The organism is Pseudoalteromonas luteoviolacea, from assembly GCF_001696455.1.
Lineage (GTDB): Bacteria > Pseudomonadota > Gammaproteobacteria > Enterobacterales > Alteromonadaceae > Pseudoalteromonas > Pseudoalteromonas luteoviolacea_C.
Genome location: NZ_MAUJ01000003.1, coordinates 263,794 through 287,274, shown reverse-complemented (window position 1 = coordinate 287,274; position 23,481 = coordinate 263,794). Strand labels below are relative to the sequence as shown.

The 23,481-nt window shown below is 42.2% G+C and carries 20 protein-coding genes; 13 read left to right on the top strand and 7 right to left on the bottom strand.

The window, feature by feature from the left end; translation table 11 throughout:
* The first annotated feature begins 17 nt into the window (after positions 1-17).
* Positions 18-2,285, top strand: coding sequence for a putative bifunctional diguanylate cyclase/phosphodiesterase (locus tag A7985_RS11995; RefSeq protein WP_065790701.1), 2,268 nt, complete (start codon positions 18-20; stop codon positions 2,283-2,285).
* A gap of 11 nt (positions 2,286-2,296) precedes the next feature.
* On the opposite strand, the gene A7985_RS11990 is transcribed toward A7985_RS11995, so the two are convergent.
* On the bottom strand, positions 2,297-2,974 hold the full coding sequence (locus A7985_RS11990) for a hypothetical protein (protein ID WP_256096748.1): 678 nt from the start codon (positions 2,972-2,974) through the stop codon (positions 2,297-2,299).
* A gap of 474 nt (positions 2,975-3,448) precedes the next feature.
* Here A7985_RS11990 and A7985_RS11985 point away from each other — a divergent pair, with 474 nt between their 5' ends.
* The 8 genes from A7985_RS11985 (at position 3,449) to A7985_RS11950 (ending at position 12,740) form a co-directional block, all read left to right on the top strand.
* Positions 3,449-3,658: a cold-shock protein gene (locus A7985_RS11985; RefSeq protein WP_023398377.1), complete on the top strand. Its 210-nt coding sequence runs from the start codon at positions 3,449-3,451 to the stop codon at positions 3,656-3,658.
* 334 nt (positions 3,659-3,992) lie between these two features.
* Positions 3,993-4,655, top strand: a complete 663-nt coding sequence (locus A7985_RS11980) for a GntR family transcriptional regulator (RefSeq protein ID WP_065790700.1) — start codon at positions 3,993-3,995, stop codon at positions 4,653-4,655.
* 27 nt (positions 4,656-4,682) lie between these two features.
* Positions 4,683-5,561, top strand: a complete 879-nt coding sequence (gene prpB, locus A7985_RS11975) for a methylisocitrate lyase (RefSeq protein WP_065790699.1) — start codon at positions 4,683-4,685, stop codon at positions 5,559-5,561.
* A gap of 92 nt (positions 5,562-5,653) precedes the next feature.
* On the top strand, positions 5,654-6,775 hold the full coding sequence (prpC, locus tag A7985_RS11970) for a bifunctional 2-methylcitrate synthase/citrate synthase (RefSeq protein ID WP_065790698.1): 1,122 nt from the start codon (positions 5,654-5,656) through the stop codon (positions 6,773-6,775).
* A gap of 94 nt (positions 6,776-6,869) precedes the next feature.
* The gene (gene acnD / locus A7985_RS11965) at positions 6,870-9,458 is read left to right on the top strand and encodes a Fe/S-dependent 2-methylisocitrate dehydratase AcnD (protein ID WP_065790697.1); all 2,589 of its coding nucleotides are present in this window, start codon (positions 6,870-6,872) and stop codon (positions 9,456-9,458) included.
* A 54-nt stretch (positions 9,459-9,512) separates the two neighbouring features.
* A complete protein-coding gene (gene prpF / locus A7985_RS11960) occupies positions 9,513-10,688 on the top strand; it encodes a 2-methylaconitate cis-trans isomerase PrpF (RefSeq protein WP_065790696.1) in 1,176 nt (391 codons plus the stop codon).
* Positions 10,689-10,803: 115 nt separating this feature from the next.
* The gene (locus tag A7985_RS11955; protein ID WP_065790695.1) at positions 10,804-11,409 is read left to right on the top strand and encodes a LysE family translocator; all 606 of its coding nucleotides are present in this window, start codon (positions 10,804-10,806) and stop codon (positions 11,407-11,409) included.
* 20 nt (positions 11,410-11,429) lie between these two features.
* Positions 11,430-12,740: a class I SAM-dependent methyltransferase gene (locus tag A7985_RS11950; protein WP_065790694.1), complete on the top strand. Its 1,311-nt coding sequence runs from the start codon at positions 11,430-11,432 to the stop codon at positions 12,738-12,740.
* Between the two features lie 22 nt (positions 12,741-12,762).
* Here A7985_RS11950 and A7985_RS11945 read toward each other — a convergent pair whose 3' ends face one another.
* Entirely contained in the window at positions 12,763-13,533 is a 771-nt protein-coding gene (locus A7985_RS11945) for a putative porin (protein ID WP_065790693.1), read from the bottom strand.
* Between the two features lie 163 nt (positions 13,534-13,696).
* On the opposite strand from A7985_RS11945, the gene A7985_RS11940 reads away from it, so the two are divergent.
* From A7985_RS11940 to A7985_RS11930, 3 genes are all read left to right on the top strand, one after another.
* Positions 13,697-14,080: an STAS/SEC14 domain-containing protein gene (locus A7985_RS11940; protein WP_065790692.1), complete on the top strand. Its 384-nt coding sequence runs from the start codon at positions 13,697-13,699 to the stop codon at positions 14,078-14,080.
* A 122-nt stretch (positions 14,081-14,202) separates the two neighbouring features.
* Positions 14,203-14,901: an SDR family oxidoreductase gene (locus A7985_RS11935; RefSeq protein ID WP_065790691.1), complete on the top strand. Its 699-nt coding sequence runs from the start codon at positions 14,203-14,205 to the stop codon at positions 14,899-14,901.
* 997 nt (positions 14,902-15,898) lie between these two features.
* Positions 15,899-16,150, top strand: a complete 252-nt coding sequence (locus tag A7985_RS11930) for a YdcH family protein (protein WP_065790896.1) — start codon at positions 15,899-15,901, stop codon at positions 16,148-16,150.
* A 98-nt stretch (positions 16,151-16,248) separates the two neighbouring features.
* Here the strand turns inward: A7985_RS11930 and A7985_RS11925 are convergent, their stop codons facing one another.
* From A7985_RS11925 to A7985_RS11915, 3 genes are all read right to left on the bottom strand, one after another.
* On the bottom strand, positions 16,249-16,653 hold the full coding sequence (locus A7985_RS11925) for a hypothetical protein (protein ID WP_141685345.1): 405 nt from the start codon (positions 16,651-16,653) through the stop codon (positions 16,249-16,251).
* Positions 16,654-16,747: 94 nt separating this feature from the next.
* On the bottom strand, positions 16,748-18,085 hold the full coding sequence (locus A7985_RS11920; RefSeq protein ID WP_065790690.1) for an NAD(P)/FAD-dependent oxidoreductase: 1,338 nt from the start codon (positions 18,083-18,085) through the stop codon (positions 16,748-16,750).
* Entirely contained in the window at positions 18,082-18,642 is a 561-nt protein-coding gene (locus A7985_RS11915) for a GNAT family N-acetyltransferase (protein WP_065790689.1), read from the bottom strand. Before A7985_RS11915 ends, A7985_RS11920 begins: the two co-directional genes overlap by 4 nt.
* A 250-nt stretch (positions 18,643-18,892) precedes the next feature.
* On the opposite strand from A7985_RS11915, the gene A7985_RS11910 reads away from it, so the two are divergent.
* On the top strand, positions 18,893-20,362 hold the full coding sequence (locus A7985_RS11910; protein ID WP_081310535.1) for a chitinase: 1,470 nt from the start codon (positions 18,893-18,895) through the stop codon (positions 20,360-20,362).
* A gap of 62 nt (positions 20,363-20,424) precedes the next feature.
* Here the strand turns inward: A7985_RS11910 and A7985_RS11905 are convergent, their stop codons facing one another.
* Both A7985_RS11905 and A7985_RS11900 read right to left on the bottom strand, forming a co-directional pair.
* On the bottom strand, positions 20,425-21,774 hold the full coding sequence (locus tag A7985_RS11905) for a hypothetical protein (RefSeq protein ID WP_065790688.1): 1,350 nt from the start codon (positions 21,772-21,774) through the stop codon (positions 20,425-20,427).
* Positions 21,775-21,935: 161 nt separating this feature from the next.
* On the bottom strand, positions 21,936-23,321 hold the full coding sequence (locus A7985_RS11900) for an FG-GAP repeat domain-containing protein (protein ID WP_065790687.1): 1,386 nt from the start codon (positions 23,319-23,321) through the stop codon (positions 21,936-21,938).
* Positions 23,322-23,481: the final 160 nt, after the last annotated feature.

Sequence of the window (23,481 nt, the reverse complement as noted above, 5' to 3'; positions counted from 1 at the left end):
TTACTGTGGACACATAAATGAATCGAGTGACCCAAAAGCTACTGTTTAGCTTTTTCTTCCTGTTGGTTGGTTTATCCTTTGGTATTCAGATTAGCCAGCTTATTGAAAACTTGTTATTTGCAGAAGCTGGGATCTATGGCAACGAAGCATTGATTGAACTGTTTAACTATTTTTCTTTAGGCATAGTTGGTTTCGTCATGGCGATAGTGACTGGCGGTGGTGTGATCTTTCTTGCGCGGAAAAAACAACAAGAAATAGGGTTTGGAGAGCATGGTGAGTTGTATTACGAGGTTTTTAAAGAAACTCTAAGCGCACAATTTCTAGTGTGTGAAAATGGCACTTTTTATGCGGTTAGCCAGGGTATGTGCGCCCGCTTAAAAATGCCAGAGGCCGAATTAATCGAAGCGAGTTTGAAGGGGCTGGTCGATGAATCAAGCTTTGAGAAGTTCCAAAAGTGGCAAGACGCGGGAGAGGAGTTTGAGCAACTGGAACTTCATCTAAGCGCACATCGTGGCGGTTTGGAACACTTTATTGTGAGCTTGAATCATACCCACCTTAACGGTGTTTTCCTTGGCCAATTAATAGATAACTACGAGCGAACGCAAACCCAAAAACAGCATGAACTGCTCGCAATAACACTCAGTTCTGTTGGAGACGGCGTAATATGTACGGACATTGATGGCAATATCTCTTTTATGAACCCTGTTGCAGAAGCGGTACTCGCTTTACTAGAAAGAGAAGTTGTTGGAAAACCATTTCATGAAGTGATGCCTCTGATCCATGAGGAAAGTAAAGAGCCTATCGATGACCCAATGCAATCTGCCATGACGCAAATGCAGACAGTGTCACTGACTCAGCTGGCCTGTTTTCGCAATCATTTGGGGTTAGAGTTTGCTATTGAGATTTCTTGTTCACCAGTTTTTTTAAGTTCAGAGCATATCGCAGGAGCCGTGTTAGTTTTTCAAGATGTCACTGAGTCTAGATTACTCAGAAAAAAAATGGCACATCTTGCACACCATGATGCACTTTCAGGGTTACCTAATAGGTTGTTGTTGCAAGACAGGTTGATCCAAGCCTGTAAGCGAGCAAAACGGCATAAGCATCAATTTGCTGTAATTTTTTTAGACTTGAATAAATTTAAGTTAATCAATGATACCTATGGACATGATTTTGGAGACGAGTTACTCAAGCAGGTGGCAAAAAAACTGACGTCTACTATCCGAGCATGTGATACGGTTTCTCGCATCGGTGGTGATGAGTTTGTGTTGCTTATTGATGCAATGGAAGATAGACGCAATGTGCGGCACGTGATTGATAAGATCTTTGCAGCAGCCAGCGGCGAATATGATGTGAAAACAGCTTCAGTCAATATCTCATTTAGCGCTGGTATTGCATTGTACCCCAATGATGGGGACAACGCCGACACACTCATGAAATGCGCTGACAGCGCCATGTATAGGGCGAAAAAGGTTGGCCATTCAAACTACCAATTTTACTGTACCATGCTAGATAAAGAAGCGGAATACTGCCTTGAACGTGAAAAAGAGCTCGTCAACGCTTTAGCTCGCAGTGAGTTTTTACCTTACTTCCAACCCATTGTTAACGCAAAAACTCATGAAATAGAAAAACTAGAGGTGCTAGCAAGGTGGCAACATGGGAATGATATTGTTGCAGCAGAACAATTTATTGAAACAGCTGAAGAAGCGGGAATTGGTATTCAACTTAGTATGCAAGTATTTGAACAGGCTATAGTTGCTTTTGCTGATTTGGTTACCCGCAAACCGAATTTGCAGCTATGCATGAACCTTTCTGTACGGCATTTGCTAGATGGCTCATTTCCAGAGCAAATAATCGATTTATTGGAAAAGCACCAATTAAGCCCTTGCCAGTTTGAACTTGAAATTGCAGAGCGTCCGCTTCTTGAAAATGCAGATGAGTTGTCTGAAAGGTTGGTCCTATTGAGTAAATTTGGGTTTAAATTGTCTATCGACGATTTTGGGTTAGGGCAGACAAACCCTGCGTTATTGAAAGAGCTTCATTTTGATTCAATTAAAATCGACCCGAGCTTTGTGAGTGAAATTTATGGTACGGAGCAACAGGATGATTTAGCCCTAGTGATGATTAATATCGCAAAGAGCTTGGGTGTGAATTGTATTGCTGAAGGTGTAGAAAGTGAACTTCAAGCGACGACTCTGGCGGCACATGGCTGTAATCAATTACAAGGGCATTTTTTTACCACACCACTTGCATTGGATGAAATGGAGCACTTATTGCGTACTGACTGACTTGTCTATTATTACTTCCTTTGTTTGGCCAAAATAGCCGTGAGGCGAGGGGCAATTTTATCCGCTATCGCGGCATGTCTCTTGTGAATAACGTGATAAGCCGGTGTTTCAAACAATGTATGTCTATTGAGGTGTTCTAAGGCCTGTGGAATTGGCCATGAAGAGGACATCACATATATCGCGTACTCAAAGCGCTTTTCTTGTAGCAGGTGAGGCAATCTGCCGAGCTGATTAAGTTGGTAATATCTATTCCTTCTCGACGTTGGGAACTTGTTGAGGATTACCCGCATTGATTCGTCAGTTGCTAAAATTGTTTTTGGAGAGGTCTGTAACACTTGCTGATTGCAAGGTACTCCCTCTACACACAGTAATACAAATTGAACTTTTGTGAGTGGTGGTCCAACTGAAATTAGCTCTTTATATGGTGAAAATATCTCTTTAGCGAGTATGACATCGCCGTCAATATGTTGTGCCTGAATTTCATTGATTAAGCGATGAGATGGGATAGCAACAAAGTCGACGTTAATACGTTCTGCTTGGTAAGCTTGCGCAACGAGAGGGAGCGCTTGATGTAAAACGCTTGGATGATCGATATAAGAAATAGTCAGCTTTGCAGGTGGTGCTACATTTTCTGTTGCGTAAGATGCAATACTGAACATCAAAATTAATCCGATTATAACAATATTCAACTATGTTATTCCCAAGTAACTTTCAGCTGATTGATTATACATTTCTGCTTTTAAAAAAGTGCTTTTTTTTGATATTTTTGTGCATAAAAATCAATAAAGATTGAGTTGCGTCAATCCCGTCGCACCCCGCATTTTTAGTGGTGTTATAGAACTGTATTTAATTGTTCACATTGCTTATGAGAATATGTCATTAAGCATTCATAAATATGTTTAAAAATTAGTTGACTTAGAGGGGCATCCCTATAAGATGAACATAGACAGAATTTCGGTCAGTGTTTATAAATCTCCATTACGATGTTGTATAAGTGTTAGCTTGTAGTAGTACCGTCCTGAAGTTTTATCACCGGCAAAATTTAGGTCTATGCGCCCACAAGGGCATAGGTTTGCCAGTTTTGTAAAAATAGATTCTCTTTAAGCAGTTTAGAGTTTGCTTTTAAGGATTGGCATTTATATTTTTTATCAGGATTTATTATTATGTCTAATACTTTAACAGGTACAGTAAAGTGGTTTAACGAGTCAAAAGGCTTCGGTTTTATCGCTCAGGAAAATGGCCCAGACGTATTTGCACACTTCAGTGCAATCAAAGGCGACGGTTTCCGTACATTAGCTGAAGGCGAGCGTGTAGAGTTTAAACTTACTACAGGCCAAAAAGGTCCTCAGGCTGAAGAAATCGTTAAGCTGTAACTGTCACAGTTTAAACACCTAAAAAAGCAAGCTTAGCTTGCTTTTTTAATGCCCAGAATTTATCCCCTCAACTTTTACCTTACATACCCGCCCACGCTTTACTACTTTATTGATATTGCCGATTCAGAATAGGTATATGCAATCAAATAGACATGAATGTGAACCTATAATGGGTTCGATACAGACTGTTGTATGTAAGCAGTCATATAAAAATAAATCGTATGAATACTCTGTATAATGAAATTGTCGACAATTTGCCAATCATTAGGTTGACGTTAACGTAAAGTGTATCTATATTGTTGGCATTAACAGATTACATACACATAGGTTGATAATGAGCTTTTTCCAAGAGCAGGCTGTAACATCCTCAGATAAAACGTTTTTTCGTTTAAGAGAAGAAATTGTTGAGGGCGAAATTCCTGCTGGAGTGAAGCTTAGTGAAGTTGAATTGTCGACAAAATACGAAGTGAGTCGTGCTGTTGTTCGTGAAGCAATTAATCGCTTGGAAGCGTGTAATATTGTGGAGCGAAAAGCAAATGTCGGTGCGCGAGTCGTTACTTTGACCGCTGAGGGACTGCTTGAACTTTATCAGATCAGAGAGGCATTAGAGGGGATGGCTGCGCGCTTAGCGGCACAAAATATGCCAGAAACAGAAATAGAGAAGCTTTCTAACCTCCTCGACGATCAATTTGAACTAGTAAAGCAAGGGCAGTCATATTATCAAGAAGCTGGCGATCTAGATTTTCACTACCGCATTATTGTTGGCAGTCAAAATCAACAACTAATCACTATGTTAAGTAATGGTATATACCACTTAGCGAGAATGTACCGAGTGCAACTAGGTATGACTGGCCCTCGTGTTACAACCGCATATGACGAGCATAAACATATCGTTAAGGCCATCGCAAATCGAGATGGTGAATTGGCTGAAATTCTAATGAGACGCCACATTCAATATTCAAAAAATAATATTGCCGTCAAATTATCCAAAATGTAAAAGATCATCACAGGAGATATCATCATCATGAGTGCAGGAAAAAAATTTCGCGACGCATTAAAAGCAAATCAACCATTGCAGATTGTAGGCACCATCAATGCGTACAGTGCGATGATGGCTAAGCAAATCGGACATCAAGCTATTTATCTTTCAGGTGGTGGTGTCGCTAATGCTTCTTATGGCTTACCCGACCTTGGCATGACCTCTTTAAATGATGTGATTGCAGATGTTCAACGTATTACGTCGGCTTGTGACTTACCTTTGATGGTTGATATTGATACGGGTTGGGGTGGCGCGTTTAATATTGCAAAGACGATCCGCGATATGGAAAAAGCGGGTGCAGCAGCCGTTCATCTTGAAGATCAAGTTGCGCAAAAACGCTGTGGCCATAGACCGAATAAAGAAATCGTTTCGACGGCAGAAATGGTAGACCGCATCAAAGCCGCAGTAGATGCGCGTACTGATAAAGACTTTTTCATCATGGCTCGTACAGACGCTTTCGCTCAAGAAGGCTTAGAGGCTGCCATTGAGCGTGCAAAAGCATACGTTGAAGCTGGTGCTGATGGTATTTTCGCCGAAGCTGTTCAAACAGAAGAACACTACCGTGCATTCTCTGAGGCGCTAGATGTGCCTATTTTAGCAAACATGACCGAGTTTGGTAAAACAGAGCTTTGGAACAAACAAGAGTTAGCCGAATGGGGTGTGGGTATGGTGCTTTATCCACTCAGTGCGTTTAGAGCGATGAACAAAGCGGCTGAGCTAGTATACAGAACATTGCTTAATGATGGTGATCAAAAAGCGGTTGTCGACACAATGCAGACGCGTATGGATTTATACGATTATCTTGGTTATCACGACTACGAACAAAAGCTCGATGCGTTATTTGCAGAAGGCAAAAATAAGTAAGCATAGAAACAAATAATAGAGGACGAGCCTTATTTTGCTTGTCCCGTACTAAAATTTATAAATTCAGCAGGTAAAAATTTCAGGAGAATATCATGGCTAAAGTACTAAGTGGCGCTGGCTTACGTGGTCAAGTTGCAGGGAAAACCGCACTTTCAACTGTAGGGAAGTCAGGCTCAGGTTTAACCTATCGTGGATATGATGTAAAAGATTTGGCGGAGAAGTGCCAGTTTGAAGAAGTTGCGTACTTGATTCTAAAGGGTAACTTGCCAAATCAAACAGAGCTTGATGATTACAAATCACTTCTTAAATCGATGAGAGGCTTACCTTTAGCACTAAAAGATGTGCTAGAACGTATTCCTGCTGATGCTCATCCAATGGATGTGCTACGTACTGGCTGCTCAATGCTAGGTAACCTTGAAGGCGAAGCGAGCTTTGACGAACAAGGTAAAGTAACTGACCGTATGTTGGCATGTTTTCCGAGTATCATTTGCTATTGGTATCGATACAGCCATGATGGCGTACGTATCGATGTTGAGACCGATGACGACTCAATTGGTGCACACTTCTTACATTTGTTACGCGGCGAGAAGCCTTCAGAACTTCACGAGCGCGTTATGCATGTTTCACTTATTTTATATGCAGAACACGAGTTTAATGCTTCAACATTCACTGCGCGTGTGTGTGCTTCAACACTGTCTGATATGCACTCTTGTGTTACGGGTGCAATTGGCTCTCTACGCGGTCCGTTACATGGCGGCGCAAACGAAGCTGCAATGGAAATGATTGAACGATTTGAGTCTGCTGACCATGCTGAACAAGAAATGATGGGCATGTTAGAGCGCAAAGAAAAAATTATGGGCTTTGGTCATGCTATTTACTCTGAATCCGATCCGCGTAACGAGATCATCAAGTTATGGTCAGAAAAGCTGGCAGCTGATGTTGGTGATACAGTACTTTATCCTGTTTCAGTACGTTGTGAAGAAGTCATGTGGCGTGAGAAAAAGCTGTTCTGTAACGCGGATTTCTTCCATGCTTCTGCTTATAACTTTATGGGTATTCCAACTAAATTATTTACGCCAATCTTTGTGATGTCGCGACTGACGGGGTGGGCTGCACATGTTATGGAGCAACGTGCAGATAACCGTATCATTCGCCCTTCAGCCGAATATACAGGTGAAGAATTACGCCCAGTACCTGCTATTTCTGAAAGATAAGCAGGCTAGGTCCACATGTTGGACCTTTACACGCTTGAAGTGTTCTTGCACTTCAAGCGGAAATACCGTCACATCTCAGTTGGAATAAGCAGTTATGAACACCCAATTTCGAAAACGATTACCTGATTCAACTTTATGCTACTACGACACGCGTGAAGCCATTGAAGCAATAAAACCCGGCGCTTATGAAGGACTACCTTATACATCAAAAGTACTGGCTGAAAACTTGGTTCGAAGAGCCGAACCTGAAAAGCTAAATGATTATTTAACACAAATTATTGAACGCCGTCGTGATTTGGATTTCCCATGGTTCCCAGCACGCGTTGTGTGCCATGATATTCTTGGCCAAACTGCATTGGTTGATTTAGCCGGTTTACGTGATGCGATTGCTGAAAAAGGTGGAGATCCGGCGAAGGTCAACCCTGTTGTTCCTACTCAGTTGATTGTGGACCACAGTTTAGCGGTAGAGCATGCGGGTTATGAAGAAAATGCGTTTGAGAAAAATCGCGCTATTGAAGACCGCCGCAACGATGATCGCTTTCACTTTATCAATTGGACCAAAACTGCATTTAAAAATGTCGATGTAATTCCGCCTGGAAATGGCATTTTGCACCAAATTAATCTAGAGAAAATGTCACCTGTTATTCAAGCGCGTGACGGTGTGGCGTTCCCAGACACCCTCGTTGGCACAGATAGTCATACGCCGCATGTTGATGCGTTAGGTGTCATAGCGATTGGAGTCGGTGGTTTAGAAGCTGAAAGCGTCATGCTAGGACGTGCGTCATACATGCGTTTGCCAGATATCGTGGGTGTTGAGCTAGTAGGTAAACGCCAACCGGGGATCACCGCAACAGATATCGTATTGGCGATCACCGAGTTTTTACGAAACGAAAAAGTGGTTTCGAGCTATTTAGAGTTTTTCGGTGAAGGTGCTGATGACTTGACCCTGGGCGACCGTGCAACAATTTCAAATATGACGCCTGAGTATGGTGCCACAGCTGCAATGTTCTATATCGATCAAAAGACGATTGATTATTTAAAGTTGACAGGCCGTGATGATGAGCAAGTCAAGCTTGTAGAACAGTATGCCAAGCTAACAGGCTTATGGTCTGATTCCATGACACAGGCGAAGTATGAGCGCGTGTTGAAGTTTGATCTATCGAGTGTAGGTCGAAATCTGGCTGGGCCTTCGAACCCGCACCGCAGGGTTGCAACACAAGACCTAGTAAAGCAGGGTATTGTTGCTGACTATGAAAAGACAGAGGATAAAATGCCCGATGGGGCAGTGATTATCGCTGCCATTACCAGTTGTACAAATACCAGTAATCCGCGCAACGTCGTTGCGGCTGGTTTGCTGGCTCGTAATGCAAACAAGCTGGGTTTAAAACGTAAACCTTGGGTCAAAACCTCATTTGCACCTGGCTCAAAAGCGGTTCGTTCTTATATGACTGAAGCACAGCTACTCCCTGAATTAGAGGCGCTTGGTTTTGGTATCGTAGCGTTTGCATGTACTACTTGTAACGGCATGAGTGGCGCACTCGATCCTAAAATTCAACAAGAAGTCATCGACAGGGACTTATATGCAACGGCGGTTTTATCTGGCAACCGAAACTTCGACGGACGAATTCACCCATATGCGAAGCAAGCATTTTTGGCGTCACCTCCTTTGGTTGTGGCTTATGCCATTGCTGGCTCTGTGCGTTTTGATATCGAAAAAGATGTCTTGGGTCATGATCAAAACGGCAGCCCCGTTACCCTTAAAGACGTGTGGCCAAGCGATGAAGAAATAGATGCCGTTATTGCGCAAAGTGTAAAGCCTGAGCAGTTCAGAGAAGTGTATGATCCAATGTTTGACTTGAGTGTTGACTATGGTGAGGACAATGATCCGCTTTATAACTGGCGAGAAATGAGTACTTACATCCGTCGCCCGCCATACTGGGAAGGCGCACTTGCTGGAGAACGCACCATGAAGGGGATGCGCCCGCTGGCAATTCTAGGCGATAACATTACAACGGACCATTTGTCTCCATCTAATGCCATCTTAGCAAGTAGCGCAGCGGGTGAGTACTTGGCGAAAATGGGATTGCCGGAAGAGGATTTCAACTCTTACGCAACTCACCGAGGTGATCATTTAACAGCACAACGGGCAACATTTGCGAACCCTAAACTACTTAATGAAATGGTCAAAGACAATGGTGAAGTGCAGCAGGGCTCACTTGCACGTGTTGAGCCAGAGGGGAAAGTGACCCGCATGTGGGAAGCGATTGAAACCTACATGGAGCGTAAACAGCCGCTGATAATTGTTGCAGGTGCAGATTATGGCCAAGGCTCATCAAGGGATTGGGCTGCAAAAGGTGTGCGCCTTGCAGGTGTTGAGGTTATCGTCGCTGAAGGCTTTGAGCGTATACATAGAACCAACTTAATTGGTATGGGTGTTTTGCCGCTTGAATTCAAAGCAGGAACGACTCGTCTCACCTTAGGCTTAGATGGTACAGAAACGTACGATGTAAAAGGTGCGCGTACGCCGGGTACCACGCTAACGCTTGTGATAAACCGACAAAACGGTGAGGTTGTTGAAGTGCCAGTAACATGTAGATTAGACACGGCTGAGGAAGTGTCAATTTATGAAGCCGGTGGCGTATTGCAACGATTCGCGAAAGACTTCTTAGAAGCAAACGCGTAACACTGTCATCAATTAAAGCCCAAGCAATGCTTGGGCTTTTCGTTAGGAAACACAATGAGCTTTAAACCACAAATCAAAATACCCGCGACATATATGCGCGGAGGTACCTCAAAAGGGGTCTTCTTCAAGCTGGATGACTTACCGCAAGCTGCCCAAGAGCCTGGAGAAATTAGAGATCAGATACTATTGAGAGTGATCGGCAGTCCTGATCCTTATGCTAAGCAAACAGACGGTATGGGCGGTGCGACGTCTAGTACTAGCAAAACGGTTATTTTATCGAAAAGTTCGAAGCCTGATCACGATGTCGATTATTTGTTTGGCCAAGTCGCAATCGATAAACCTTTTATCGACTGGAGTGGCAATTGTGGCAATCTAACCGCTGCGGTTGGGGCGTTCGCCATCAGCAATGGGTTAGTTTCAGACGAACGGATCCCTCAAAATGGCATTGCCGTAGTCCGCATCTGGCAAGCAAATATCGGTAAAACGATCGTTGCGCATATCCCTATTACCAATGGTGAAGTACAAGAAACAGGTGACTTTGAACTAGACGGTGTGACTTTTCCTGCTGCTGAAGTGGTTGTGGAATTTTTAGACCCAGCAGATGCAAATGCGGACATGTTTCCGAGTGGCAATCTTGTCGACACACTAGAAGTGCCTGATATTGGGCACTTTGATGTCACCATGATCAACGCAGGGATCCCAACCTTATTTTTTAGAGCACAAGACCTTGGCTTTGAAGGTACTGAATTACAAGAAGCCATTAATGGTGACGCAGAGCTTCTGGCGCGCATGGAAACTATACGTGCTCATGGGGCGTTAAAAATGGGGCTGATCTCCACTCTGGAAGAAGCGAAAGTACGACAACATACCCCAAAAATTGCGTTTGTGAGCGGGCCTCAGCAATACTTGGCATCCAGTGGGAAAGCCATCAATGAGCAAGACATCGACTTATGTGTACGTGCGCTTTCAATGGGTAAGTTACACCATGCAATGATGGGAACAGCGGCGGTGGCAATTGCGACTGCAGGTGCGATTCCGGGCACCTTGGTAAACCAAGCTGCTGGCGGCGGTAACAGAACACAAATCACCTTTGGCCACCCTTCAGGTACTTTGAAAGTTGGCGCTGAAGCGCAATTACAAGGCGAACGCTGGCTTGCGAAAAAGGCGATTATGAGCCGCAGTGCACGTGTTCTAATGGAAGGTAGCGTGCGCATTCCTGATATTGTGTAATTAGCCTAAACAACCCTTGTTTTGGGGGCAAGATTGTGTGTCCCCATAAATTTTCTATTCCTATCATTTTCTAATCAATTTTTGCAATTCCTAAAGGATCTTTTGGAGATGTATTATGCATGAAGCATTACTGTCTTTGGCACTCACAACATTTTTTTTGCTTGGCTCACCGGGGCCCGCACCACTCGCACTTGCTGCGGTTGGCGCAAGTGCTGGCGTACGAGCAGGTCAGCCTTTTTTATTTGGAATTCTAACTGGGCTTTTGGTGGCGATAGTCGCTTCGGCAACGGGACTCGGAGCCTTGCTACTAAGCTTCCCTCAGCTGACCAAAGTTTTACAGATAGGCGCACTCGTATATTTGTTTTATGTAGCTTATAAAATAGCGACTAATGACAGCGGACTAACAGAGCTAAGCAACCAACCTTTAGGGTTTAAAGATGGCTTTATTCTTAATCTATTGAACCCTAAAGCGTACGCAGCATGTATTGCCATTTTTGCCAACACCAATATCCCTTTAGATTCTAAGGCTCAGGCGGGTTTTGTCGCGGCAGTGATTCTATTTTTGGTTGCGATTATTGTCGATACGCTATGGCTCTATTTAGGGGGGGTACTGCACCGAGTGGTGAAAACCAATAAACAGCTTAAGCATTTAAGAGTATTTTTTGCGAGTTTACTGGTTTTACTTTTGCTCTTTGTCACTCTATCCTCTGAAATAATATAAGAAAAATCTGTAGGGATACTATGTGTCAAACCAAAATACAATTTGTAGAGGCGGTCAATAAACTTCTGAACTCTGAAAAGGGGGCCATTACTAAGTCAGAGATGAAGGCTATGGTCGCTTATTTGGGGGAAGTAACGCAGGTATTTACCGATACGGATATGAACGACTCACAAAAAGCGCAAACGGCATGTGGTGTCGCGATTTCTCCTGTTCAGGCCGCAAAGTGTTTTGAAGAAACGATACGTACTCAAATGTTTGCACAAGGGGTGGCAAAAGCAATATCTGACAAATTAACAGCAGCCATAAAACCTATCAGAATTCTCTATGCTGGTACAGGCCCCTATGCAACCTTACTGTTACCACTTTTGGCTGCTAGCACCGAACAGCTTCCACTGGAAATAACGTTACTGGATATCCATAAAGAAAATATAGCAGCGGTTGAAGCCTTAATTACGCATTTTGGCTTGGAGGGTTATCACATTGAATTAGTACATGGCGATGCAACACAATGGCGACCTAAAAGCGAACAACAGTACTTCGACATTATCATTTCTGAAACTATGACTGCGCTATTAAAGCGCGAGCCACAAGTTTTTATTTTTAAACATTTAGTACAGTACTTACAGGCTGATGGTGTATTAATACCTGAACGAGTGAGCTTAAGGACTTGGCTCACGCCTCAATCTAAGCAGGCCGGCCCAGACGTATTCGTTGGAGAGTTCTTTTGCTTAGATAAAAGCCGGGCACAGGCATTAAATAAAGGAGATGAGGCGAGTTTTTGCTCTGAGCTTACTATCCCTGAGGGAGACTGGGCAGAGCATGTTGTGAAGCTGACAACAGACATTCTGGTCTATCGCCAACTGTCCCTGCATGAGGGCGATTGTAGTTTAAACATAGCCTTTACTTTTAGCCCTTACGATGCTGTTTTAACGTCAAACAAACCTATTGTATTTAAATATGTTCAGCTTGATAGTCCGGACTTTTCAGTCGTTTTTCCCAAACCAGAATGGAAGCAAGCTAATTTTGAACTGCCGCAGTCTAGTGATACTGGCGCACTTGGTCTTGTGCAAATTAAGCGTGCTTTTCAGCGAGCATATTTGATTAAGCGAGGTGAGAGAGTCGTTACTCCTGAGCAGGAGTGGCAAGGAGAGCTTTGTTTATACGATGCTCTGTCACTGAACGCACGTGAAATAATGAGTAAAATGTATGAGTTCGAGAGGTTTAGCGACTTTGAAACTTGGCTCTTAGAGCGTGTTGGTCCATTGGATAAAGAACAACTTACAGCCGTCAATCAGCAGTGTTTAGAAAAGATCACAGACGTTGCGCTATAAGGGGGTTTAGCCTCTGAGATTGTTAGAATTGCGCTTGCATCGACATTTCAAGGGACTGTTCATCATCACTTTGTTCTTGATAGCGTGCCTTGACAAAAAAGCTATGATTTACAAAGTACTTACCTTCAATAAGAAGATGTGATGCATGGCTACCGACACCCAGAGCAAAGTGTTGATTAAAATAGTAATTGGCTAAAAAGTCATTGTGGTTTTTAGTTGCTTGATTTTGATGAATGAGATCCAAAGTAAAGAACCTTTGTTCTCCTAATCCTCTAAAATAACGAACCTCAACAGTCCAATCATCTAGGGAGTCATCACTGTTTGCTGTGATACCAACATACGCTTCGTTGCTTAAATCGATATTTAGCTGGCCTTGAAACCATGTGATGTTTTCGCCATTTTTAATGTGTTGATGTCTGACACTCGCTTTAAAGCTGTCATAAAACAGGTGACCAACTCCGATTGAGTAATTGTCATCAACGTTACCTAAGTCTGCTATGCCCAAAGGAATAAACCAATTGTCGAAAAAGGCCTCTCCTTCAATGCCCGTGTATACATCGTCGTCGTTGGTGTATGTCAGCAGTATATTACTGTCTGTGTCCAGATAGCCGAAATCATCCCAAACCCCAAAATAAGCTTGGGGCGCAAAATAATAATGACTGCTTAGTTGCCAAGAGTGGACATCAGCATCCTCAAATTTGGTATACATCGCTTGGTTAAACCACGTTTTGTCGGTGTTAGCAAAGCAAAGAGAAGTGCACAGGCTGAGTATCAATATTATTAGTATTTTCAAAGGCTTTTCCTATTTTTAAAGCATAATTTAGTTGTTATCGCTGACAAATACCTAAGTTTAAGCATAGACGATTTGAATAAATGTGCGCGATTTGTCATTTTGAACTATTTTAAAATAATGCGGTTTGTTTACTAAAAATTTACTTGGGTGAACGGTTATTGCAATGAATGAATTCCACGGAATTTCTGTCACTACTGAGGTGAGAGAGTCAGGGTTATTACTGAGCTTTAAAGCGGTCGGTAAACTGACACACAAAGACTATCTGGTTATATTACCAGTAGTAGATCACGCGATTGCTAGAAATCAGCGTAATGCCGTTCATGCGCTTATTGATATCACCGAGTTGACAGGGTGGGAGATGGGTGAGGCACTCAATGACATGCGAATTGCGTTTCAGTATAGTGAACAATTTACAAAAACGGCGGTAATTGGAAACAGTCGATTGCATCGTATAACGTCTACCATTGGCGGGTGGATACTTGGCGGGCAAACGCGTTATTTTTCTGGAAATAACGCTGCAAAAACCTGGCTAGAGGCAGTTTCCTAGGTATCTGATACCATTATCAAACACTGCTGTACGACCTTATATCTTCATTTACTTGAATAGATTTTCTACCTTATTCACAATGACTTCTCGAGCAAATTCGGACAAACACAATTGAGGACTTTATGGCACGTGTATTAATCACTGGAGCGAACAGGGGCATCGGGTTAGCGTTGACAGAGTTGTATTTGGCAAGTGGCTGGCAAGTGTTGGCAACAGTAAGAGCGCAATCAAAAGCTGAGGCGCTAAAGAAGCTCGGTGAGCAAGATGCAAGTGCTGGCTTAGCGATATACGAGCTGGATGTCACAAATTACCAACAACTGAGCGAACTAGCCAATACATTGGCAGGAGTTCCTATAGACTTAATCATCAATAATGCGGGTCTTTACGGGCCAAAGGGATATGGCTTTGGGAACTGTGATGTTGAAGCATGGAGAGAGGTCATGGAAGTCAATGCGATTGCGCCAGCTAAGTTGGCAGAAGCGTTTTATACTAATTTGAAACTTGGCGATAGAAAAATATTTGCGGCGCTTTCGTCAAGAGTTGGCAGTCACTCAGAAAACACTAAGGGTGGTGGTTACATTTATCGCAGCTCAAAAGCGGCTTTGAATTCTGTAGTCAAAAGTTTATCGAATGACCTGCTATCGGAAGGTATTAAAACCGTTGCGCTACATCCAGGGTGGGTGAAAACTGAAATGGGTGGGCCAAATGCACTCATTACGGCTCAAGAATCAGCAACAGGATTGAAGGCAGTGATAGATAACTTGACTGACCCTGAGAGCGGCAGCTTTATTAGTTTCGATGGTAGTAAAATTCCGTGGTAAATATATTACTTATAAATGATATGAAACAATGACACACAGCGTTTTTTTGAAGCATTTTTAACACAAAAATAGCTATGTATTTAAAGTATAGTGAAAATGTTTTGAGTAATAAATTTGCTATGGCGCTAATCCTTCGATATATCCGTTTTTAGTAAAATCTAAGCGTTATGGTTTATATGGAAGGTAAAGGTCGTTTAGGTGGAGAGGTTAATTTAATGCTTGAACTGTTTTCGATATTTTATTAGGGTTTTTAAAATCAATAAATAGTGCCTTTTTAGAGTGAATGTCTAATTAATTGGTGGTGTTTGTTAATTTGAAACCTGTACAGTTCATCATTCATATATTAAAGTGCTTTGTAGTGGTGATTTTACTACTCTAATATTAATATAAATAAGGAATAATAAAATGATTTTATTAACGGATAGTCAGTTAAAGCAGGTTGTGGGTGGAGCTGGTGGCGGCACTGGTTATAAGGTGAAGCCTCGCAGTGAAGTCGTAGCGCCATTCGAGTCTAAAAACCAATAATTTTATACAAATTGGTACCCTCAGTGTATAAAATCACGAAGGCCAAATTAAATTAAGAGCCAGTACTGTACTGGCCCTTGGTTTCTTTGTGTGTTGGAGCATAATTACTTTTATTTCTCCAAAGTTTGAGTAATAAAAGGGTTGATGGTTATGAAACTATTAATAATAAAATGGATGAGAAATATAATAAAGATAATTGCATGAAGAGTTGATAAATAACACGCCTTAAACCATGCTTTTCGTGTTCACAAAAAATATAGGTGATATGTCAGTTTTTAAATTCGGCCCTTTTAAATTTGAGGTTGCATAATCTACAGGGGGCAATTGTTTTGGCCTTGCGAAGGCTACCTCAACTAATTAAAAATAAGAATTACATACCTTGCAAATCTAATGTGTGATGCAGATCAATAACTATTTCTAGCTTAGGAGAATAATGAAGGTAGACCAATCATTAACTTATAAGGACCTTCAGATGAGCATTGAAAAGCACGACTTATTACATGAATTCCCAGATCATCATCATACTATTCGCCACCTAAAGATGAATGACACACACTTTGCCAAGTTGTTTAACAAGTACAATGAGTTAGATAAGGAAGTACGCCGTATTGAAGATGGTGTTGAAAATACAACTGACGAGTACTTAGATACTAAAAAGATGGAGCGTGTTCATTTGAAGGACGAGCTATTTGGATTGATCAAAAAAACAGAAGCGACGATATAGATTTCATAAACCTATCGCTTTTTGTGAAAGTTATACGGTTAAATTTTATTACAAAAAAAGCCCACTAACTGAGTGGGCTTAAAGTAAGTGCAGGTATATTACTGGCACTTAATTGTTGCATATAGTTGGTAGCACTGATTCTTGCTGCCAGTGCTTTTATAAACCCAAGACTTACCATACCAGTCGTAGTTAGCGTAAGACGACTCGTCTTCACCACATTTGATAGTGCTGCCACTTACTTCTTGGTTATGGCCACGCTCTTCACAAAATTGGTTACCATTAGTTGGACCAACGAAGAAGCTTTGTAAACGACCATTAACCCATACACGCGGGCTGTAATATGTAACAACACCAGAAGCAAAAACGCCTTGGTTAGCAGCGATAGTTACTTCAGCCTTTTCGAAAGCCACAGAGCCATTATCTACGTTTTCAAGATTTATTGTTTGTGCAGATGCAACGCTCGAAAGGCCAGCTAATAGACCCAAAACAATCATTTTGTTCATTTCTTTTCCTTAGTTAGTAGTTGTTTCGAGTCCATTTAACGCGAGTAATATTGAAAATTAATGTACGTTTTGTGTATTTTTTGTTCAGGGTGTGTCAGTAGAGCTTATCTTTTAAAATAGCTAAATTGTAAAAGCCAAATTGACCTAGCCTACTGAGTGTCGCAAAAGGGAACTTAGGTGCAGGAGTTTGGTATATGGGTAATTTAGGTACAGGCTGGCCAGAGACCAATTGAGCTAACCGAAAGGCTGCTTGTGCACTGTATGCAACCCCTGAGCCGCAATAACCAATAGCATACGCAATGTTATCCTCACAATGTATGTGGGGGTGATCGTCTAGGGCTGCGGCAATGTAACCATGCCAGTGATACTCGCAGGTAGTTTGGGATAATCCCGGAAAGCTATTTTTTAATGCGGCTTGCAGGTGATTTCGATACTTTATTTTATTTTGATCTTTGCCAAACACCGCACCTCTTCCACCAAACAACAGACGGTTATCTGGTAGCAGTCGATAGTAGTATTTTAACGTACGAGTATCCATCATGACTTGGTGAGTTTTTAAGCCAGTTGCATGCAACTCGTATTGTGTCAGTGGGCGAGTGACTAAAATGCTGCTTAATATAGGTAAATAGCGACTATTTATAATGGGGTGTGTTTGTTTGCTGTTATAAGCATTGCCAGCAACGATCACTTTGCGCGCAGTCAATCGTGCCTCATTAACCCGAAGCTGATAGGTACCTCCACACTTAATGATTTGCTGAGCGAGGCTTTGCTCGTAAAGATCAACGCCAGCTTGCTGCACTAAACGTTTGTAAGCGAGCAATAATTTTAGTGGGTTTAGGCCAAATCCATGCCCTGTTCTAACAGCACCATAACTACTTGGCATATCGATATAGTTTGCACGTAGTTCATCTTTTGTGATTAGAGACAGGCAGGTATCTTTCAGGACTGTTCGACTGTACTCAAGCCCATTCTTGAGCATTTCGAGTGCGTTATCAGAATGCGCGATCTTTAGGTAGCCATTAGCTTGGCGGTCGCAATCGATCTGATGATTTTCAATTAACTCGTGAACACGCGTTACCGCATTTTTATATTCTTGATAAACTTGCAGCGCCGTATCTTCTCCCCACTTTTTGCTCATTTGTAGCACGCCTAAACGGCCTGAAGAGGGTAAAGCAAAGCCTGCGTTTCTCGCGCTGGCCCCAAATCCAACTTGGTTAGCCTCTACGACACAGACCTTCTTGTTGAATTGCGTTGCGAGATAAAAAGCACTTAATAAACCTGTAAAGCCCCCACCAATGACAATGACATCATAAGTTTGATCCGTTTGTGGGGGAGGCGCAGGATCACCTAGCTGAATTGTTGTTGACCAGTAACTTGGTGCAAATGTCTCACCTTGGCAGTTTGGTTTGTAAAGTGGATCGTATATGCTCATGATATCCGTAACACCATCTCAGCGGCTTGGCAGTGGCACTCGTTTCCACATATCGGGCACTCATAACCTTCATTTAGACAGTTTTCTAGCCACCTATCATCATGGAGTTTAACCAGTACGCCACCTGCTTTAGTGAAATACTTCACAGCGCCATTTCCAGGGCTTTGTTTCCAAAGGTGAGCTATGCCAGCCTTAGCACCTTGTTGTTTTAATACCTGCACAGATGCGTTCAAGAGTTTTGGGCCAATTCCATTACCTTGTGCGTCTGGGTGTATCGCGATGCATTTGAAATAAGCCATATCGGGTTGATTAACAGGCCATTTTTCGGGTGTACACCATTTGTCAATTGGCCATTGGCCTGCGCTATAAGTGAGCCTGAAGCCTATTACTTGCGCTTGTTCATTCAGTGCAACAAAGGACGCATTAAGGCCGTCTTTAAGGCCCATCTTATAAATTTTTTTCAGTTTATCGTTGTCTAGATAATTCTCACCGTGTACCAAGTTTCCTAACAGAATTACTTGTGAAAAATGTTGTACTTCTAATTGCTCAATCTTCATGACGGTAGTGTGTTCTTTTTATTAATAATATTTCCTTATTTTGCAGTACAAATTGCAGGAATCAAGTTTCCATTTGTATAAAAATTAGGTAAATCACGTTGACAGCGATGTCAATGTGTAATATTTGTTAAATTGATGAATGTTGATATTCATCAATTTTAAAGCCAATAAGCAAGCGCAAATTGGTAACTGAAAACGATAAAAATTGACTTTCAAATTCAATAATTTCAACAACATGTAAAGGTAAATTATGAATATTTCAAATGCTAAGGTAGGCAAATTCGCTAAACTGGCGCTGTTATGTGCGCCAGTTTTATGTGCTAGCACATTCGCTCAAGCTATGAACGTACAGCCAGATCCAAACAACCCAAACGGATACGTTGTATCGCGTGTTGATCTGAAAGCCGCTGAAGATGCACTGACGTCTGATCCTATGTATGCGATATGGTCAAAAGCGCTAGAGACTCGCAGCAATACCATCGTGGAGGCGATTGTGCCTGGTGCTGCAGCTAACCCTGAGAATGTAAAGCGTGTAGAGCGCGTATTTGGGCAGGCGCAATGGGACTTCTTAACGCAAATGGCTGCGCCAGAATACACTTACACGCGCTTTCTTCGTGCGATTGGTAAGTTCCCTGCGTTTTGTGGCACGTATACGGATGGACGAAACTCGGATGCTATTTGTAAAAAGTCTATCGTGACAGCGTTTGCTCATTTTGCGCAAGAAACAGGTGGCCATATTTCAAAGGATAATACCTCAGATAACCCTAATGGGTTGGAAGAATGGCAGCAAGCCTTGGTACATGTTCGCGAAATGGGATGGTCTGAAGGACAAGGTGGTTATCGCACTGGGTGTGGCCAAAATGATTGGCAAAACCGTCGCTGGCCATGTGGCGCTGGGCAAGGTTATTTCGGTCGTGGCGCTAAGCAGCTGTCATACCATTTCAACTACGGTATGTTTTCAGAAGTAATGTTTGATGGTGATGCGACGGTTTTACTTAACGACCCAGGTAGAGTCGCAGATTCTTGGCTTAACTTAGCGTCAGCAATTTGGTTCTTCTTAACCCCTCAAGCTCCAAAACCAGCGATGTTGCATGTAATTGATAGAACTTGGGTTCCTTCTCAAGTCGAGCTCAATGCGGGAATCGGCTATGGCTTTGGTACAACGATCAACGTAATTAATGGTGGCATTGAATGTGGCGAGCATAACCGTTACAAAGGGCAGCCTGTAAATCGAATTAAGTATTGGGAAGGGTTATCACACTATTACAATATCCCTATCGAAACAGATGAAGAAAACACCTGCTGGCAGCAAACCCCGTTTGGTAGCCTTAATTTAGACGGGGCTAGCGGCGTACTATACACAAACTGGGAAGCAAATTGGGCGCATTATTCTGACAGACCAGGTGGTCATTCATTTGAGTGTAAGTTAGTAGGCTATCAAACGGCTTATTCAGCGCTTGTTCCGGGAGATTATGAAAAGTGCGTTACGAACTTTTATGAGTCACATACAGGATGGCCAAGCGTCACTGCTGTGGACACTTTACCACCGGTTGACGATAAACCGCCTGTAGGAGGTGTTAAAGCTTGGGATGCTGCGAAAGTTTACCTAAAAGGGGACAAAGCAAGCCATGAAGGCCGTATATACGAAGCTAAATGGTGGACGCAGGGTAATACGCCAAGCCCAACCAACCCTAACGGTCCTTGGAAATTAATGCCATAAATTATGAGGCAGTAAAAGTTAGAGGGGAAGCCAAGCGGCTTCCCCTTTGACAACAATATACGTTATTCGGCAGTTATAGAATAAACTGCAGCCCCATCATATAGCTTTGATTCAACACGCTTTTCAAAGCTCTCTTGGCTTTCTATCATGGCTTCTCTCATGTCTTCAAAGCTCAGCTCAGAATTTAGTGCAAGCAGTGTAATATTTATGGACATATTTATAGGCGTAACACTATCTTCTGGAATGATATCTCCAAACATTAAGTTTGGTATGGAGTCATCACCGTCCGTTATAATTTGCCATTTTGCAGTACCTTGTTGGGCGTCTTCCCAATCGAGAGTAAAAGAAGCTGTGTTAATTCTCTCATCTGCGCCACTAAAGTTGATTATGGCAACATCGTTGCCACTTTCGTCGGCCATTGATTCGGCTAAAATCTGATAACCGCGTACGAGGTTTTCATCATCGGTGATGTGCGGCGTTTCAATAAACTTACCTTCACTGCCTACTTTGCTGACTGCATAAGAGTTTGTTGAAACTGAAATACCAAAGCCATTTGTTTCATTAAATCTGGATGTTGATACATAGTTTACGGTATTGAGATCATTGAATATCACAAGACCGTTTTGCTCTTTGTATGACTCATGATTGTAACGGGCTTCATTTACGTGTTCATTGTAAACCTGCACGTTGCCAATATACGATGACAAAGAAATGAGCTCTCTGGGTTCAAAAGTGTGGTCACCAAAATCTAATAGTGTCCCTGCAGCTGTAAACTCTGCATCTGAAAGCGTAATTGTCGTAGGCTGTGAAGTATCAAATATGGCGCCTTTTCTCGTATCCTCATAGCGGGTAAATAGTAACTGCTGCTGCGCATCGGCACATAGTTTTGCTTCGTCTGCCGCATCTCCAAGTCGTATTGGTAAAACGCTAGCCCCGTATAACTGGTGGTCAGGTACTTCAGCACGTAATGCTTCTAGATTATAATTGATGGCATTGCATCCACAGTCGTCGTAGTTTTTAAATACAAGTGCATCGACTTCAAACCCATTTTTAATATTTAATACCGATTGGATTTGTAAATACTTGTCGCCTTTATCATTGTTCGATCTGTAAACAAATGAAGCATGTTGCGCATCTAACGGGATTGTAGACTGTAAAGTACCATCTGCCTGCGTTTGCTGGCTGGAAATAAATTCTCCGTTCGCCTTATGAAACACCACATCAGCTACGACGGGCAAATTGCCACAGCTATTTTGTTGTAAAGCCTTTAATGAGAGCGTGGAGAAAACAGTCGGAGGTGGGGTAGGCCTCTCTGTAGCGGGTGGCGTATCGCTACTATTGCTGCCTCCACAGCCGGTTAAGTACAGTGCCGCAGCCGTTGCTAAAAATAAGCCATTGTATTTCAATTCCATAGTACAGTTCCTTTCGTGGTATGAATTTTCCTGAAAGTGAACCATATATCATATTGGTTAATTTTTAAACTAAAATCAATTGTTTATGAAAAATAACATATAGACGCGAGTGTGGCTGAGAAAACCATATTTTATGGAACCAGCCCACTTAAACTATGTCGTCAATTTAGCAGGGTTTCCAATCTAACTTGGCCAGCTTCGTCTGCGTACTTGAATATAAAGTCTTCTTTACCATTCCCGTCAATATCAACTAAGACGATATCGTTGGCATTTTCAGGCAGCTTTTTATTGATCTTTCTACGTTCTTTTTTGAGTAAGTTGTCACTCGTACCATAGTAAATGTTTAGCGTCTTATCTCCAGATTTGAACACAATATCGTGTTTATTGTCGCCATTTAGATCGCCAGTGTAGAAGGGGATTCCACGCATTGAGCGCTTCATATCAATTTCTAATTCAACCTCTTTTTCTGTACTTGGCTTTTTTGCAAAGAGTGTGTGAGGGTGCTGTTTAAAAAAATGCATTTCGACATCGACATCGGCTTTCCCCCCACCAAGTGCCATTGCTGCAATCGTGGTGAGTCCAATATCGACACTCAGTGTTTGTAGGTCGAGCAAGCCGTCACCATCAAAGTCATACTCTATACGCATGCCACCCGCACCAATTGTATGCGGTAATTTGATTGCGCCAGAATTAAACCCTTTTGGTTGACCTAAATATAGATCGTACTCTATTTTGGCTTCAAGTGCCGATATGCCCTCTGTGATTGGTCGAGTTCTGGTGATCAAGTCTAAATTACCATCTTGATTAATATCTAGCAGCTCATGCGTCGTACGAATCGCATTATTATCTGTTTTACCAAATGAAGTTGGTAAATGAATATGCTCTATGTGACTTTTAAATCCGCTCTCATTCGCGTAAAGCACCGAGACATTTTCACGGGTACGAAACACAAGATCTAATTTACCGTCTTTGTCAAAGTCGTGAATGGTAGGGAGTGAATAGAAGTTTGTGCTTACTTCCATTCTGTCGCTGTAATTATGAGCTCTAAGTGGTAAAGAATATTTAAATTGATGTTTGTTAAACAGGCCGTCAGGCTGTTGAATATACAGTTCACTGTGTGTAAACCCGGGCAGATAGATATCACTTAAGCCGTCATTATTTACATCCAAAACAAAGTCAATTTTTTTAAAATCATCTATTTGTAATCGTGTTAGTAAGCTCTCTGACTTGATAATACGCGTCGAGCTTTTATTAGTCGCTAAATAGACCCCTTTTTCATCAATAATAAAGGCTTGAATGCTTTGTCGATTGGCAATATGACCAAAGTGAAACCCTTTAGCGTTTTTGCTTGCTTGGATCACCGTGGATTGACCGGTACTTAAATCAATACGTTCTAGTTGCTTGGCATCCTTGTTAAGTGCAAACACAATGGGTGAATCAGTAAGCTGCAGTGGGCTTTTAGTTTTTAGCTTCAGCGACATAGGAGAAGCGTACAGCTGACTTGCGAAAATAAAACTAACTGAAAGTAGTAATGTTGATTTCATCATCGTGATCCTCAAAATCCTATTGATTTTTAGTCGGTATATTATTTAAGTGGCGATGCTATACATGACTGTTTAGGTTACGCACTTGAATATATTTGCCAGTAAGCAAGTGCATATTCGTGCCAATGTGCCAATGTGCCAAGTTAGCCCAACTTATCTTTTT